The sequence below is a fragment of the Pseudomonas sp. MRSN 12121 genome (assembly GCF_000931465.1).
GTDB lineage: Bacteria > Pseudomonadota > Gammaproteobacteria > Pseudomonadales > Pseudomonadaceae > Aquipseudomonas.
Genome location: NZ_CP010892.1, coordinates 1,007,873 through 1,023,580, shown reverse-complemented (window position 1 = coordinate 1,023,580; position 15,708 = coordinate 1,007,873). Strand labels below are relative to the sequence as shown.

Here is a 15,708-nt window from a genome sequence, read left to right as displayed (position 1 = left end):
AGGATCGGCTCGTTTTTTCACGGGTCCCGAGGACATTCGTTCAGTCGCGGTTCAGCGACGGACCGGGCGTTTCTGCAACTTGCGCTGCAGCGTTCGACGGTGCATGCCCAGGGCCCGGGCAGTGGCGGAGATATTGCCTTCGTGTTCGGTCAGTACCCGCTGGATGTGTTCCCACTGCAGGCGGTCCACCGACATCGGATTTTCCGGCACCAGGCTGTCGAGGTCGGCATGCTCGGACAGCAGCGCGGCCAGTACGTCGTCGGCATCGGCCGGCTTGCACAGGTAGTTGCAGGCACCGCGCTTGATCGCTTCGACCGCGGTGGCGATGCTCGAATAGCCGGTGAGGATCACCACGCGCATTTCCGGATCGAGTTCGAGCAGCTTGGGCAGCAGCACCAGGCCGGAGTCGCCGTCCATTTTCAGGTCCAGCGCGGCGAAGTCCGGCAGGTCCTGCTGGGCCAGCGCCAGGCCTTCCTCGGCGGAACCCGCGGTGCTGACACGAAAACCGCGGCGGCTCATGGCCCGCGCCATGACCCGGGTGAAGGTGGCGTCGTCATCTACCAGCAACAAATGCGGCAGTTCTTCGCCTTCGACTTGGATTTCGTCACTCATGTTGGTCTCCTCGGGCGCCGTGGGGCAGGCGCAGCTCGGTGAGCGTGCCGCCTTCCTCATGACTGTAGAGTTTCACTGAGCCGCCGGCGCGTGTCACGCTGGCTTTGCTCAAAAACAGGCCCAGGCCGAAACCTTTGCCCTTGGTGGTAAAAAACGGCTTGCCGATCTGCTCGGCGATGGCCAGCGGCACACCCGCGCCGTGGTCGCGAATGCTGATGGTCAGGGTCTCGGCGTCCCAGTCCAGCTGGACTTCCAGGCCTTCCGGACAGGCGTCGGCGGCATTGTTCAGCAGGTTGAGCAAGGCCTGGGTCAGGTCCGGCGGCGGCGCCAGCCGTGGCATCGGGCCCTGGCCCAGCAACTGGAAACGGTAGCTGGCTTCGGGACGCATCAGGTGCCAGCGGTTCAGCGCTTCGTCCAGCCAGACGGTGACGTCCTGCATCTCCACCGCCATCCGCCGATTGGCTTCGGCGGCCCGCACCAACTGCTGCAAGGTTTCCTTGCACAGTTTCACCTGATCCTGGAGCACCCCGAGATCGTCCTGCAACATCGGGTCGAGGTGATCCTGGCGCATTTCCTTGAGCAGCACGCTCATGGTCGCCAGCGGCGTCCCCAGTTCATGGGCGGCGCCTGCGGCCTGGGTCGCGACGGCCAGCAATTGCTGATCGCGCAAGCCCTCCTCACGGCGGATCGCCCGCAGTTCTTCCTGGCGCCGCAGCTCCTCGGCCATCCTCGCGGCGAAGAAGGTGATCACCGCCGCAGCGAGGGCGAAACTCAGCCACATCCCGTAGATCTGCAGGTTTTCCCGGGCGATGGGGAAGGTCTGCAGCGGGTAGAACTGGGCCAGCAGCAGGGTGTACATGGTCAGCGCGATGCCGGAGAGGATCACCGAGTAGCGCCATGGCAGGGTCACCGCGGCGATCGTCAGCGGCACTAGGTAATAGGACACGAAGGGGTTGGTCGAGCCGCCGGAGAAATACAGCAGCGCACTGTGGATAAACAGGTCGCAGGCCAACTGCACGGCATATTCCAGCTCGGTGACCGGCCACGAAGTGCGCAGGCGGATGGCGGTGAAGGTGCACAGAATCAGCGACAGGCCGAGGGTCACCCACAGTTGCAGCCAGGGCAGCGGCAACAGCTCGAGCCAGTAGGCGAGCCCCACCGAACCGGCCTGCGCGGCCAGAACCAGGATGCGGATGAAAGTCAGGCGCCAGAGGTTCTGACGCGTAGCGGAAAGCAGTTGTACGGGGGCGAGCATGAGCTCTCCTGATGAGCGCTCCAGGCGGATCGCGACGAGTATAACCAAGCAGTGGCCCGCACAGGCAAAACTGCGGCAAACCGCCACAGTTTTCTGCGACGGCCAATCGCGGGCAAGCCTCGCTCCTACAGATCCGCATACCTGTAGGAGCGAGGCTTGCCCGCGATGAGCCTCAGGCCGATAGATGTATAGAAGTTGTAATGAGCCGAACCAGACAATAAAAGCTAGAGTCTGATGGTTTCACGCAGGCTGGGACCCAATACCTGCGGATCGTACTCAAGGAGTTTTCATGCATACATTCAGTCGCAGCGCCGCCCTTCTCGCCCTCGGCACCCTCGCCAGCCTGCCGGCCCTGGCCGCCGATGAACTGCATTACAACCAGGTTTCCCTGCGCGCCGAAGTCAGCCAGGAAGTGGCTCGCGACCTGATGATCGTCACCCTCTACAGCGAATCGCAGAACACCGACCCGGCCAAGCTCGCCGCGGAAATCACCAGCACCATGAACAAGGCCCTGGGCCAGGCGCGCCAGGTCAAGGACATCACCCTGCGCCAGGGCAGCCGCAACAGCTACCCGATCTACGACACCAAGGGCCAGAAAATCACCGGCTGGCGTGAACGCGCGGAACTGCGCCTGGAAAGCTCGGACTTCGCCGCGCTGTCCAAACTCACCGGCGAACTGCTGACCGACCTGAAAATGGGCGGCATGGACTTCGCCATCGCCGACCCGACCCGCAAGGCCAGCGAAGACAAACTGCTCAAGGAAGCGGTCGAGGCCTTCAAGGCGCGTGCGCAGCTGACCACCGAGGCGCTGGGCGGCAAGGGCTACAAGATCGTCAACCTGAACCTCAACAGTAACGGTTATCCACAGCCGTACCTGCGCGGACCGATGATGAAAGCCGCCGCCATGGATGCCGCCCCGGTGACCCCGGAAGTCGAAGCCGGCACCAGCCAGGTGAGCATGACCGCCGACGGCTCGATCGAAGTACTGATGCAGTAACCTTTTCCCTCTCCCCCAAAGGGCGGTAACCTCCAGCACACCACCGGGTTACCGCGCTTTTGCTAGCCACCCTTTCCCCGAGCGCCCGCCCGGGGAGGCGAGTTCGACCATGCCGGTGACGGCTAAAGTCGCGGACCTCGGTACTGCTCCCGGCGAACGTCATTGATGTCCGCCGGGTATACTGCGCCTTTCCTATAAGAGTCTCTCCAATGACCGCAGATCGCATCGGCGAACGCCTGCGTCGCTATCGCCGCGCCGCCAAGAAAACCCTGCGCCAGATTGCCAGCGAATCCGGCCTGACCGCGAGCTTCCTGTCCCAGGCGGAACGCAACCTCACCGGAGTCTCGATCTCCTCCCTTGTCAGCATCGCCAAGTCCCTGAACGTTCCGCTGAACGCCCTGTTCGACCAGCCGACCCAGGCACAACCCGACTCCCACGAGGGCAAGCGGGTGCGCTACACCATCGAAGGCCAGCCCCTGGCCTACGAGCGGCTGTCCAGTTCCTTTCCCGGCAACCTGATCAACGCGGTGAAGATGAACATCCCGGTGGGCTACCAGTCGGAGCTGATTTCCCATGATGGCGCCGAGTTTGCCTACGTACTGGCGGGGCAGATCGTCTACACCATCGAGGGACGCCAGTATCCCCTCGGCCCCGGCGACTCGGTGCACTTCGACTCGACCAAACCCCACTACCTGGCCAACGCCGGCGCCGGCCCGGCAGAAGTCCTGACCGTCACGACCATGGGGCTGTTCGACGACCATTCGGCGGCCTGAATCCGGCCCGTAGCCGCCTGAACAGCCCCACAGACACTTCGGGCAGAAGAGAAATGTTAGCCACGCTTAATTTTCGTTGACCACGATTTCAGCATGACTTAATTTCGGCATCGGCGAATCGTCACTCAACCCGAGGACAAGCGATCGCCGTCGCCGCACAGGGCGCCCCAGAAGGGAGTTGCCCCGGCCCACAAGGCCAATCCTCAGAGACGCTGCAGAAAAATAAAAAATGAGGTTTGCATGCGTAAGACCTTTGCGCTCCAGGTTTGGCAAACAGCGGAGCTGATGCGCGGCATCCCACTGCCATGCGCCACCCGCAACCTCCACAGTGACAACCTCACTGCGAGCCACGATTTCCGATGCGCTGTGCACTCGCCATCGCCAAGATCCCGGGCAACCGTTCTCCACGGCCTCCCTCCGCAAACCACCCTGTTTTATCCGGTCAATCCAATGCGCGAAACATTTGCGCCTGGCGGGCAACGCCGGGCAGTTCGACAGAAGCCGGTCGCCAGCCGCTCCAGCGACGCACCAACCGGAGGCAAGACCCCCATTGGATGCTCCGCAATAAGGCAGCCCATGCACCAGAAAAAACCGGCGCATACGGTCCAATGCGTCAGAATTTATACAAATGCGTCATCCATGTACGTTCGTTCCACTCCTTGATACTTGTGACGGCCCCGCACCTTGCATTGGGTATGGGGCCTGCATAAGTATCGGCGGGTCGACTCATAAGGTCGCCCTCTACACCAAAAATGACAACAAATCATGAGGCAACCATGTTCAAACAAGCAGTCATTCCGCTTTTAGTCAGCGCCGGTTTACTCGCCAGCGCACCGTTCGCCCAAGCGGCGACTAACCTGGTGTTCTGCTCCGAAGGGAGCCCGGCCGGTTTCGACCCAGGCCAGTACACCACCGGAACCGACTTCGACGCCTCAGCAGAAACCCTGTTCAACCGTCTCAGCCAGTTCGAACGTGGCGGCACCGCCGTCGTTCCTGGCCTGGCGACCAGTTGGGACATCTCCGACGACGGCCTGACCTACACCTTCCACCTGCGCGATGGCGTGAAATTCCACACCACCCCGTACTTCAAGCCGACCCGCAACTTCAACGCCGACGACGTGCTCTTCACGTTCAACCGCATGCTCGACAAGGACATGCCGTTCCGCAAGGCGTACCCAACCGAATTCCCTTACTTCACCGACATGGGGATGGATACCAACATCACCAAGGTCGAGAAAGTCGACGACAAGACCGTCAAGTTCACCCTGAAAACCGTGGACGCCGCGTTCATCCAGAACCTGGCCATGAGCTTCGCCTCCATCCAGTCCGCCGAGTATGCCGACCAGTTGCTCAAGGAAGGCAAGGCCGGCGACATCAACCAGAAGCCGGTCGGCACCGGCCCGTTCGTGTTCAAGAGCTACCAGAAAGACTCCAACATCCGTTACACCGGCAACAAGGACTACTGGAAGCCTGAAGACGTGAAGATCGACAACCTGATCTTCGCCATCACCACCGACCCGTCGGTACGTATCCAGAAGCTGAAAAAGAACGAATGCCAGGTCACCCTGTTCCCGCGCCCGGCCGACCTCAAGGCCCTGGGTGAAGACAAGGACCTCAAGCTGCCGCAGCAGGCCGGCTTCAACCTCGGCTACATCGCCTACAACGTGATGCCCGTGCTCAAGGGCCGCACCGACGCCAACCCGCTGGCCGACCTCAAGGTCCGCCAGGCGCTGGACATGGCGGTGAACAAGCAGCAGATCATCGACTCCGTGTACCAGGGCGCAGGCCAACTGGCGGTCAACGCCATGCCGCCGACCCAGTGGTCCTACGACGACACCATCAAGGATGCCAAGTACGACCCCGAGAAAGCCAAGGCCCTGCTCAAGGAAGCCGGCATCAAGGAAGGCACCCAGATCACCCTGTGGGCCATGCCCGTACAGCGCCCTTACAACCCGAACGCCAAGCTGATGGCGGAAATGCTGCAATCCGACTGGGCCAAGATCGGCCTGAAGGTCAACATCGTCAGCTACGAATGGGGCGAGTACATCAAGCGTTCCAAGGGCGGCGAGAACCAGGCGATGATCATCGGCTGGAGCGGCGACAATGGTGACCCGGACAACTGGCTCGGCACCCTGTTCGGCTGCGACGCCATGAACGGCAACAACTTCTCCAAATGGTGCGACAAGCCGTACGACGCACTGATCAAGCAAGCCAAGGCCACTCCGGACGTGGCCAAGCGCACCGAGCTGTACAAGCAGGCGCAGCACCTCCTCAAAGACCAGGTCCCAATGACACCGATCGCGCACTCGACGGTGTTCCAACCCATGCGCGCCAACGTACAGGACTTCAAGATCAGCCCCTTCGGCCTGAACTCCTTCTACGGCGTCAGCATCAGCAAATAAGGTGTCGCGACGGCGGCGCCGCACGCGTCGCCGTCGCCTTGCCCGCCAGGACTGCCGGATCCCGAACGCCTGCCCCTTGCTGCACCCCATCGCGGTGAGTACGGGCGTTTCGGAAGATCCTTACATGTCTTTCAGGCTCTTTGGCATTTACTACCCATGCGGCGACCCTTACCGTCAAAGCATGGAGTGGTGCATCCATTGCCCGATATTTGCTGCAAGCCAGGACTCGGGATCAATGACGCAACCACCTCAGGATGAGGTGATGGCTCATCGATCAAAACAATAAAAAAGGGAGAGGGATCGTCATGCGTCATTCTCTGGTTTTATCCGCCCTGCTGGGCACCGGCCTGCTGGCCGCGACCTTCGCCAGCCTGGCGGCCGGCGGCAGCCTGGTGTTCTGCTCCGAAGGCAGCCCGGCGGGTTTCGACACCGCGCAGTACACCACCGCCACCGACAACGACGCGGCGGAACCCCTGTACAACCGCCTGGCGGAGTTCGAAAAGGGCGCGACCAACGTGGTGCCCGGCCTGGCCACCCGCTGGGACATTTCCGCGGACGGCCTGCAATACACCTTCCACCTGCGCGAAGGGGTGAAGTTCCACAGCACCCCGTACTTCAAGCCCAGTCGCGACTTCAACGCCGACGACGTGGTCTTCACCTTCACCCGCATGCTCGATGCCGAGCACCCGTTCCGCAAGGCCTACCCGACCGAGTTTCCCTACTTCAACGGGATGAGCCTGAACAAGAACATCGCCAAGGTCGATAAGACCGGGCCGCTGACCGTGGTGATGACCCTGAACACGGTGGACGCCGCGTTCATCCAGAACATCGCCATGAGCTTCGCCTCGATTCTCTCGGCCGAATACGCCGACCAGTTGCTCAAGGCCGGCCGGCCCAGCGACATCAACCAGAAGCCGATCGGCACCGGGCCGTTCGTGTTCAAGAGCTACCAGAAAGACTCGAACATCCGCTACACCGCCAACAAGCAGTACTGGGACCCGAGCCGGGTCAAGCTCGACCAGCTGATCTTCGCCATCAACACCGATGCCTCGGTGCGCGTGCAGAAGCTCAAGGCCGGCGAATGCCAGGTCACCCTGCACCCCCGCCCGGCCGATGTCGAAGCGCTGAAAAACGATCCCAAGCTGCAATTGATCGAAAAGCCCGGGTTCAACCTCGGCTACATCGCCTACAACGTTCGCCACAAACCGTTCGACCAGCTGGAAGTGCGCCAGGCGCTGGACATGGCGGTGAACAAGCCGGCCATCCTCAACGCCGTGTACCAGAGCGCCGGCCAGCTGGCGGTCAACGCCATGCCGCCGACCCAGTGGTCGTACGACACCAGCATCAAGGACGCCGCCTACAACCCGGAAAAGGCCCGCGAGCTGCTCAAGGCCGCCGGGGTCAAGGAAGGCACGGAGATCACCCTCTGGGCCATGCCCGTGCAACGTCCCTACAACCCCAACGCCAAGCTGATGGCCGAGATGCTCCAGGCCGACTGGGGCAAGATCGGCCTGAAAGTGAAGATCGTCAGCTACGAATGGGGCGAGTACATCAAGCGCACCAAGAATGGCGAACACGACATCAGCCTGATCGGCTGGACCGGCGACAACGGCGACCCGGACAACTGGCTCGGCACCCTGTACAGCTGCGACGCCATCGGCGGCAACAACTACTCCATGTGGTGCGACCCGCAGTACGACAAGCTGATCAAGCAGGCCAAGATCGTCACCTATCGCGAGCAGCGCACGGCGCTGTACCAGCAGGCCCAGCAATTGCTCAAGCAACAGGTGCCGATCACCCCTGTCGCCCACTCGACGGTCAACCAGCCGTTGAGCGCCAAAGTCGAAGGATTCAAGGTCAGCCCCTTCGGCCGTAACGTGTTCTCGGGCGTCAGTATCGACCAATAAATGATGAGCCAGGCCACTGGGGGCGATATCCGCCCCCACGCAACACTGCTGCCTGAATTCGGCGATCCGACCTCATGCAAACGTTTGCGATGCCTTGAATGAGTTGTAAACCCGATAGCCGTTCAATCAAAAAGACCGGCATGAAAATAAAGAAAACAAAGGAGCTTCACCCATGAAACCGAGCAGTACCGCGATACTGGCCATGGCCATCAGCAGCATCACCGCGATGGCCCACGCGGAAAGCGTGAGCCAGGAGTTCATTCCGACGACCACGACCGGCACCAGCGCGCAAAGTGAGGCCAAGGGCTTCATTGACGGGCAGAGCCTGGGGGGCACCACCCGTAACTGGTACGCCAATGAACTGAAGCGTCGTGACGACACGTTCAGCTACAAGAAAAACAGCGTCAAGAACGACCCCACTGCACCCAAGACACCGACCGCCCGTCGTATCAACTGGGTCCAGGGCACCATCCTCAATTACACCTCGGGTTTCACCCAGGGCACCGTGGGCGTCAGCACCGAAGTGGCGGCCTACAACGCCATCGCGCTGGACCGTGATCGCAAGGACATCGCCGGCGGCTCCAACCGCACCCTGGCGGACTCCAACGGCGACGCGGTAGACCAGTGGAGCAAGCTGGGCCTGGCCAACGTCAAGTTCCGCGTATCGAACACCACCCTGACCGCGGGTCGCCAGAACTTCAGCACGCCGATCATCGACGTGATCGGCAACCGGGCCCTGCCTTCGAGCTTCGAAGGTATCAGCCTGCACAGTGAGGAATTCAACAACCTGTCGTTCGACCTGGCCGGCTTCGACCGCGTCTCGCCACGAAGCGAACAGAGCCTGTCCAAGTTCCGTACCGAGTACTCCGCCACCGGCGTGGAAACCGACAAGGTCTACACGGCCGGCGTGAACTACCAGCCGTTCAAGAGCCTGAAGACCAGCCTGTACGGCGCCAAGGTCGAGGACTTCTGGAACCAGTACTACTTCGGCGCCACCCATGAACTGGGCGACAGCCAGGTACTGAGCCTGACCACCGGCCTGAACTACTACAAGACCGTGGACGAAGGCAAAAAGAAGATGGGCGAGATCGACAACGATACCTACTCGCTGTCGCTGGGCCTGACTCACCAGGCCCATAGCCTGACCTTCTCCTACCAGGAAGTGAACGGCGACGAGTACTTCGACTACCTGCATGAAACCAACGGCATCTACCTGGCCAACTCCCTGCTCTCGGACTTCAACAGCCCGAACGAGAAGTCCTTCCAGATCGCCTACGGCCTGAACATGGCCGAATACGGCGTGCCTGGCCTGAAGTTCAACATCTACCAGGCTCGTGGCTGGGGTATCGACGGTACTCACTACCGCGGCACCGCCTACACCGATCCAGGCGCCAAGCGCGGCGACCTGAGCCTGATGGATGGCGAAACCCACTACGAATACGGCATTGGCGCGTCCTATGCCGTGCAAAGCGGCCCGCTCAAGGCCACCGCCATCCGGGCGACCTACACTACGCACCGGGCCAGCGAACACCAGGCAGACGGCAACATCAACGAGTTCCGCCTGGTCACCACCATTCCGTTCAACATTCTCTAACGCACCGGCCAGACGGCGAATTCATGATGAATTCGCCGTTTTGGCTACTCTGGTTCAACCGATTGCAGAGGGTTCTAGATGAAAAAGATTTCCCTGAGAGCGGCCATCGCGGCCGCACTGCTGAGCGTCGCCGCAGGCGTCTCGGCCAAACCCTTGGTGGTCTGTACCGAAGCCAGCCCGGAAGGCTTCGATATGGTCCAGTACACGACTGCAGTCACTGCCGACGCGGTGGCGGAAACCATCTTCAACCGTCTGGTGGACTTCAAGCCCGGCACCACCGAGATCGAGCCGGCCCTGGCCGAATCCTGGGAGGTCAGCCCGGATGGCCTGAGCTACACCTTCCACCTGCGCAAAGGCGTCAAGTTCCACAGCACCGATTACTTCAAGCCGACCCGCGAGATGAACGCCGACGACGTGCTCTGGAGCTTCCAGCGCCAGCTGGACCCGAAACACCCGTGGCATGACAAGTCCAGCGTGGGCTTCCCCTATTTCGAGAGCATGGGCTTCAAGGAGCTGCTCAAGAGCGTGGAGAAAACCGACGACCACACCGTGGTCTTCACCCTGACCCGTCGCGAGGCGCCGTTCCTGGCCGACGTGGCCATGGCCTTCTCCTCGATCTTCCCGGCCGAATATGCCGACCAGTTGCTCAAGGCCGGCAAGACCGGCGACCTCAACAGCAAGCCGATCGGCACCGGCCCGTTCATCTTCCAGCGCTATGCCAAGGACGCCCAGGTGCGTTTCAAGGCCAACCCGGACTACTTCCGCGGCAAGCCGCCGGCCGACGCGCTGATCCTGGCGATCACCACCGATAACAACGTGCGCCTGCAGAAACTCAAGGCCAACGAGTGCCAGGTCGCCCTGTATCCGAAACCGGACGACATCCCGAGCATCAAGGCCGACGCCAACCTGAAGGTCGACGACCTGGCCGCCATGACCGTGGGCTACGTGGCCCTCAACACCAGCAAGAAATACATGAGCGACCCACGGGTACGGCACGCCATCAACATCGCCTTCGACAAGGAAGCCTACGTCAACAGCCTGTATGGCAATGGCAATGCGGTGGTCGGCACCGGCCCCTACCCGCCGACCCTGCTCGGTTTCAACAGCAGCCTGGGCAACCCCAAGCGCGACCTCGACAAGGCCCGTGCCCTGCTCAAGGAAGCGGGCGTGCCGGACGGCACCGTCTTCACCCTGTTCACCCGCAACGGCGGCGGCCCGACCAACCCCAACCCGCTGCTCGGCGCACAGATGATGCAGGCCGACCTGGCCAAGATCGGCCTCAAGGTCGACATCCGCGTCATGGAATGGGGCGAGATGCTCAAGCGCGCGAAAAACGGCGAACACGACATGGTATCGGCCGGCTGGGCGGGGGATAACGGCGACCCGGACAACTTCCTGACGCCCAACCTCAGTTGCGAGGCCGCCAAAAACGGCGAAAACTACGCCCGTTGGTGCAACAAGGAATTCCAGGACCTGATCGACCAGGCCCGCGCCGAATCCGAACCGGCCAAGCGCTCCGCGCTCTATGAACAGGCCCAGGCCATTTTCGACAAGGAACAACCCTGGATCCCCATGGCCTACCCGAAAATGTTCACGGCAATGCGCAAGAACGTCGAGGGCTACCACCAGAGCCCGCTGACCACCAACAACTTCGCTACCACCCAGGTGAAGTAGATAAGAAACGCCCGGCATCCCTGACCCCAGGGATGCCGGACACGCCTAACCGGCTGATGAGGTACACCAGAAGATGTTTAGTTTTATTGCCCGCCGTGTGGGGTTGCTGATTCCCACATTCTTCGGCATCACCTTGTTGACGTTCGCATTGATTCGCATGATTCCCGGCGATCCCGTGGAAGTCATGATGGGCGAACGCCGGGTCGACCCTGAGATGCATGCCCAGGCAATGGAACGCCTTGGTCTGAACAAACCGCTGTACGCCCAGTACCTGGACTACATCGGCAAACTCGCCCACGGCGACCTGGGCGAATCCCTGCGGACTCGCGAGAGCGTGTGGACCGAGTTCACTTCCCTGTTTCCGGCGACCCTGGAACTGTCCATGGCCGCCCTGCTGTTCGCCGGCGTGGTCGGCCTGCTGGCCGGGGTGATCGCCGCGCTGAAGCGCGGCTCGCTGTTCGACCACGGTGTGATGGGCGTGTCCCTGGCCGGCTATTCGATGCCGATCTTCTGGTGGGGCCTGATCCTCATCATGTTCTTCTCCGTGAGCCTGGGCTGGACCCCGGTTTCCGGACGGCTCGACCTGCTCTACGACATCGAGCCGAAAACCGGCTTCATGCTCATCGACACCCTGCTGGCCGATGACACCGGCGCCTTCCTCGACGCCCTGCACCACCTGATCCTGCCGGCCATCGTGCTGGGCACCATTCCGCTGGCGGTGATCGCGCGCATGACCCGCTCCTCGATGCTCGAAGTGCTGCGCGAAGACTACATCCGCACCGCCAAGGCCAAGGGCCTGTCGCCGGCGCGCGTGGTATTCGTCCACGGCCTGCGCAACGCATTGATCCCGGTACTGACCGTGGTCGGCCTGCAAGTCGGCACCCTGCTGGCCGGCGCTGTCCTGACCGAGACCATCTTCTCCTGGCCGGGCATCGGCAAATGGCTGATCGAAGCCATCGGCGCGCGGGATTATCCCGTGGTGCAGAACGGCATCCTGTTGATCGCCTGCCTGGTGATCCTGGTCAACTTCGTGGTGGACATCCTCTACGGCTTTGCCAACCCACGCATCCGTCACCAGCGCTGAGGACAATACTCATGAGCACCCCAACCTCCTCAGTAGCCGTATCCACCGTGGCCGTGGATCAAAGCCTGCTGTACCCCTCGCCGTACAAGGAATTCTGGCAGGCGTTCTCGCGCAACAAGGGCGCGGTCGCCGGCCTGCTGTTCATGCTGCTGGTGATCTTCTGCGCGATCTTCGCGCCCTGGGTCGCCCCGCATAACCCGAGCGAGCAATACCGCGAGTTCCTGCTGACCCCGCCGGTCTGGCTCGAAGGCGGTAGCTGGCAATTCATCCTCGGCACCGACGAACTGGGCCGCGACCTGCTGTCGCGACTGATCCACGGTTCGCGCCTGTCGCTGCTGATCGGCCTGTCGTCGGTGGTCATGTCGCTGATCCCGGGCATCCTCCTGGGCCTGTTCGCCGGGTTCTTCCCGCGTCTTCTGGGCCCGACCATCATGCGTCTCATGGACATCATGCTGGCCCTGCCCTCGCTGCTGCTGGCCGTGGCGATCGTCGCCATCCTCGGCCCAGGCCTGATCAACACCGTGATCGCCATCGCCGTGGTGTCCCTGCCGTCCTACGTGCGCCTGACCCGCGCCGCGGTGATGGGCGAGCTGAACCGCGACTACGTGACCGCCGCACGCCTGGCCGGTGCCGGCCTGCCGCGCCTGATGTTCATCACCGTGCTGCCCAACTGCATGGCGCCGCTGATCGTCCAGGCGACCCTGAGCTTCTCCTCGGCGATCCTCGACGCCGCGGCCCTGGGCTTCCTCGGCCTGGGCGTACAGCCGCCAACCCCCGAGTGGGGCACCATGCTGGCCTCGGCCCGCGACTACATCGAACGCGCCTGGTGGGTCGTGAGCCTGCCCGGTCTGACCATTTTGCTCAGCGTGCTGGCAATCAACCTGATGGGCGACGGCCTGCGCGACGCGCTGGACCCGAAACTCAAGAACGCCGCCTGAGGAGATTCCCATGTCACTGCTAGAAATCAAGAATCTCAACGTTCGCTTCGGCGACGCCAAGGCCGTTCCCGTGGTGGATGGCCTGGACCTGAAAGTGGACAAGGGCGAAGTCCTGGCCATCGTCGGCGAGTCCGGCTCCGGCAAGTCCGTGACCATGATGGCGCTGATGGGGCTAATCGAGCATCCCGGCATCGTCACCGCCGACGCCCTCAGCTTCGACGGCAAGGACATGCTCAAGCTCAGCGCCCGGCAACGCCGGCAGATCGTCGGCAAGGACCTGGCCATGGTGTTCCAGGACCCGATGACCGCGCTGAACCCGAGCTACACCGTGGGCTACCAGATCGAGGAAGTGCTGCGCCTGCACCTGAAGCTGTCCGGCAAGGCCGCGCGCAAACGCGCCATCGAACTGCTGGAGAAAGTCGAGATCCCGGGCGCCGCCAGCCGCATGGACGCCTACCCGCACCAGCTGTCCGGCGGCATGAGCCAGCGCGTGGCGATCGCCATGGCGATTGCCGGCGAGCCGAAGCTGCTGATCGCCGACGAACCGACCACCGCCCTGGACGTGACCATCCAGGCACAGATCATGGAACTGCTGCTCAACCTGCAGCGCGAGCAGAACATGGGCCTGGTGCTGATCACCCACGACCTGGCCGTGGTGGCCGAAACCGCCCAGCGCGTGTGCGTGATGTACGCCGGGCAAGCGGTGGAAGTGGGCAAGGTGCCGGAGCTGTTCGACATTCCCGCCCACCCCTACAGCGAAGCACTGCTCGCGGCCATTCCCGAGCACAGCATGGGCGCCGAGCGCCTGTCGACCCTGCCGGGCATCGTTCCCGGTCGCTACGACCGTCCGCAAGGCTGCCTGCTCTCGCCGCGCTGCCCGTACGTGCAGGAAAACTGCCGCCAGCAGCGCCCCAGCCTCGACCCGAAAGCCGCCAGCCTCGCGCGCTGCTTCTACCCGCTGAACCAGGAGGTGGCGTAATGGCCGTCGTTCTTACCGCCCGCAACCTGACCCGCCACTACGAAGTGTCCCGCGGCCTGTTCAAGGGCCATGCGACCGTGCGCGCGCTCAACGGCGTGTCGTTCGAGCTCGAAGCCGGCAAGACCCTCGCGGTGGTCGGCGAATCCGGCTGTGGCAAGTCCACCCTGGCCCGGGCCCTGACCCTGATCGAGGAACCGTCCTCCGGCTCGCTGAAAATCGCCGGCCAGGAAGTCGCCGGCGCCGACAAGGCACAGCGCAAGCAACTGCGCAAAGACGTGCAGATGGTGTTCCAGAGCCCTTACGCCTCGCTCAACCCGCGGCAGAAGATCGGCGACCAGTTGGCCGAGCCGCTGCTGATCAACACCAGGCTGTCGGCCAGCGAACGCCGGGAAAAGGTCCAGGCGATGATGAAGCAGGTGGGCCTGCGCCCCGAGCATTATCAGCGCTACCCGCACATGTTCTCCGGCGGCCAGCGCCAGCGCATCGCCCTGGCCCGCGCCATGATGCTGCAACCGAAAGTGCTGGTGGCGGACGAACCGACCTCGGCGCTGGACGTGTCGATCCAGGCCCAGGTGCTGAACCTGTTCATGGACCTGCAGCAGGAGTTCAACACCGCCTACGTGTTCATCTCCCACAACCTGGCGGTGGTGCGTCACGTCGCCGACCACGTGATGGTGATGTACCTCGGCCGGCCGGTGGAAATGGGCCCGAAGGAGGACATCTACACCCGACCCCTGCACCCCTACACCCAGGCGCTGCTGTCGGCCACGCCGACCATTCACCCGGACCCGGACAAGCCGAAGATCAAGATCGTCGGCGAGCTGCCCAACCCGCTGAACCCGCCGCCCGGCTGCGCCTTCCACAAGCGCTGCCCCTACGCCACCGAGCGCTGCAGCAGCGAAGAGCCGGCCCTGCGCCAGCTCGACAGCCGCCAGGTAGCCTGCCACTACGCCGAGCAGTTCCTCGGCTGATCCCGCAAAAAAAGGCGCCGTGGTAACCCGCGGCGCCTCACTCGTGTTGTCCAAACCCCTCCTGCCGGATTGCGCATCAGTCCGACAGGAGGGGTTTTCCTTATCTCACCCCTGCTCGCTGTCGTCGGTGCTGTCGGTATCCGGCTCGTCGGTGGTCGAGTCGTCATCGTCCGCGCTGCCCCCCTGGCCCTGGTCCCCGGGTTCGGATTCCGACTTGGCGATCATCTGCACGCCATTCTGCGCATGCCCCGGCACCCAGAAACCCGGTGCCCGCGCGGCCTGATCGCCGGCCCAGGCCGCGGACATGCCAAGCGCCAGCCACACCAGCACCTTGAGCAACAGCACACTCCGTTGGAAAACATTCATGTTGATTCCGTCCCTTTGCGTAGGTGAATCAATGATGGCCACAAGCCCTGGTTTCCAAGGCCGGGCTTCGTATGAAACCTAGTCTCGAAGCCTGTGCTTTTCCAGATAGCAAGCTATCGATGAGCACCGAAGGCTAGACGGCTTTCGACTAACCCT

13 protein-coding genes are annotated in these 15,708 nt (G+C 62.7%); 10 read left to right on the top strand and 3 right to left on the bottom strand.

Annotated elements, in window-relative coordinates:
- Positions 1-51 precede the first annotated feature (51 nt).
- Together TO66_RS04530 and TO66_RS04525 are read right to left on the bottom strand one after the other, a co-directional pair.
- Complete coding sequence (locus tag TO66_RS04530) at positions 52-612, bottom strand: response regulator transcription factor (protein WP_044461201.1); 561 nt, start codon at positions 610-612, stop codon at positions 52-54.
- Positions 605-1,867, bottom strand: a complete 1,263-nt coding sequence (locus tag TO66_RS04525) for an ATP-binding protein (protein WP_044461200.1) — start codon at positions 1,865-1,867, stop codon at positions 605-607. The genes TO66_RS04530 and TO66_RS04525 overlap by 8 nt, the downstream gene beginning before the upstream one ends.
- A gap of 289 nt (positions 1,868-2,156) precedes the next feature.
- Between TO66_RS04525 and TO66_RS04520 the strand changes: the two genes are divergently transcribed.
- The 10 genes from TO66_RS04520 to TO66_RS04475 all read left to right on the top strand — a co-directional run bounded on the left by TO66_RS04520 (position 2,157) and on the right by TO66_RS04475 (position 15,186).
- Entirely contained in the window at positions 2,157-2,864 is a 708-nt protein-coding gene (locus TO66_RS04520) for an SIMPL domain-containing protein (RefSeq protein ID WP_044461199.1), read from the top strand.
- Positions 2,865-3,073: 209 nt separating this feature from the next.
- Positions 3,074-3,637, top strand: a complete 564-nt coding sequence (locus tag TO66_RS04515; RefSeq protein ID WP_044461198.1) for a cupin domain-containing protein — start codon at positions 3,074-3,076, stop codon at positions 3,635-3,637.
- A 776-nt stretch (positions 3,638-4,413) separates the two neighbouring features.
- Positions 4,414-6,039, top strand: a complete 1,626-nt coding sequence (locus TO66_RS04510; protein WP_044461197.1) for an ABC transporter substrate-binding protein — start codon at positions 4,414-4,416, stop codon at positions 6,037-6,039.
- Positions 6,040-6,344: 305 nt separating this feature from the next.
- On the top strand, positions 6,345-7,946 hold the full coding sequence (locus tag TO66_RS04505) for an ABC transporter substrate-binding protein (protein WP_044461196.1): 1,602 nt from the start codon (positions 6,345-6,347) through the stop codon (positions 7,944-7,946).
- Between the two features lie 172 nt (positions 7,947-8,118).
- Positions 8,119-9,540, top strand: coding sequence for an OprD family porin (locus TO66_RS04500; RefSeq protein ID WP_044461195.1), 1,422 nt, complete (start codon positions 8,119-8,121; stop codon positions 9,538-9,540).
- A 78-nt stretch (positions 9,541-9,618) separates the two neighbouring features.
- On the top strand, positions 9,619-11,214 hold the full coding sequence (locus TO66_RS04495) for an ABC transporter substrate-binding protein (protein ID WP_044461194.1): 1,596 nt from the start codon (positions 9,619-9,621) through the stop codon (positions 11,212-11,214).
- Positions 11,215-11,287: 73 nt separating this feature from the next.
- On the top strand, positions 11,288-12,298 hold the full coding sequence (locus TO66_RS04490) for an ABC transporter permease subunit (RefSeq protein WP_044461193.1): 1,011 nt from the start codon (positions 11,288-11,290) through the stop codon (positions 12,296-12,298).
- Between the two features lie 11 nt (positions 12,299-12,309).
- On the top strand, positions 12,310-13,236 hold the full coding sequence (locus tag TO66_RS04485) for an ABC transporter permease subunit (RefSeq protein WP_044461192.1): 927 nt from the start codon (positions 12,310-12,312) through the stop codon (positions 13,234-13,236).
- 10 nt (positions 13,237-13,246) lie between these two features.
- Complete coding sequence (locus tag TO66_RS04480) at positions 13,247-14,215, top strand: ABC transporter ATP-binding protein (RefSeq protein ID WP_044461191.1); 969 nt, start codon at positions 13,247-13,249, stop codon at positions 14,213-14,215.
- On the top strand, positions 14,215-15,186 hold the full coding sequence (locus tag TO66_RS04475) for a peptide ABC transporter ATP-binding protein (protein ID WP_044461190.1): 972 nt from the start codon (positions 14,215-14,217) through the stop codon (positions 15,184-15,186). Before TO66_RS04480 ends, TO66_RS04475 begins: the two co-directional genes overlap by 1 nt.
- 105 nt (positions 15,187-15,291) lie before the next feature.
- Here the strand turns inward: TO66_RS04475 and TO66_RS04470 are convergent, their stop codons facing one another.
- Entirely contained in the window at positions 15,292-15,552 is a 261-nt protein-coding gene (locus tag TO66_RS04470) for a hypothetical protein (RefSeq protein WP_044461189.1), read from the bottom strand.
- Between the last annotated feature and the right edge of the window lie 156 nt (positions 15,553-15,708).

Excerpts from the sequence above, each read along its gene's own strand:
- TO66_RS04480 (WP_044461191.1), top strand. The coding sequence starts at position 13,247 with ATGTCACTGCTAGAAATCAAGAATCTCAACGTTCGCTTCGGCGACGCC.
- TO66_RS04530 (WP_044461201.1), bottom strand. The coding sequence starts at position 612 with ATGAGTGACGAAATCCAAGTCGAAGGCGAAGAACTGCCGCATTTGTTG.
- TO66_RS04485 (WP_044461192.1), top strand. The coding sequence starts at position 12,310 with ATGAGCACCCCAACCTCCTCAGTAGCCGTATCCACCGTGGCCGTGGAT.
- TO66_RS04510 (WP_044461197.1), top strand. The coding sequence starts at position 4,414 with ATGTTCAAACAAGCAGTCATTCCGCTTTTAGTCAGCGCCGGTTTACTC.
- TO66_RS04505 (WP_044461196.1), top strand. The coding sequence starts at position 6,345 with ATGCGTCATTCTCTGGTTTTATCCGCCCTGCTGGGCACCGGCCTGCTG.
- TO66_RS04515 (WP_044461198.1), top strand. The coding sequence starts at position 3,074 with ATGACCGCAGATCGCATCGGCGAACGCCTGCGTCGCTATCGCCGCGCC.
- TO66_RS04520 (WP_044461199.1), top strand. The coding sequence starts at position 2,157 with ATGCATACATTCAGTCGCAGCGCCGCCCTTCTCGCCCTCGGCACCCTC.
- TO66_RS04475 (WP_044461190.1), top strand. The coding sequence starts at position 14,215 with ATGGCCGTCGTTCTTACCGCCCGCAACCTGACCCGCCACTACGAAGTG.
- TO66_RS04490 (WP_044461193.1), top strand. The coding sequence starts at position 11,288 with ATGTTTAGTTTTATTGCCCGCCGTGTGGGGTTGCTGATTCCCACATTC.
- TO66_RS04525 (WP_044461200.1), bottom strand. The coding sequence starts at position 1,867 with ATGCTCGCCCCCGTACAACTGCTTTCCGCTACGCGTCAGAACCTCTGG.
- TO66_RS04470 (WP_044461189.1), bottom strand. The coding sequence starts at position 15,552 with ATGAATGTTTTCCAACGGAGTGTGCTGTTGCTCAAGGTGCTGGTGTGG.
- TO66_RS04500 (WP_044461195.1), top strand. The coding sequence starts at position 8,119 with ATGAAACCGAGCAGTACCGCGATACTGGCCATGGCCATCAGCAGCATC.
- TO66_RS04495 (WP_044461194.1), top strand. The coding sequence starts at position 9,619 with ATGAAAAAGATTTCCCTGAGAGCGGCCATCGCGGCCGCACTGCTGAGC.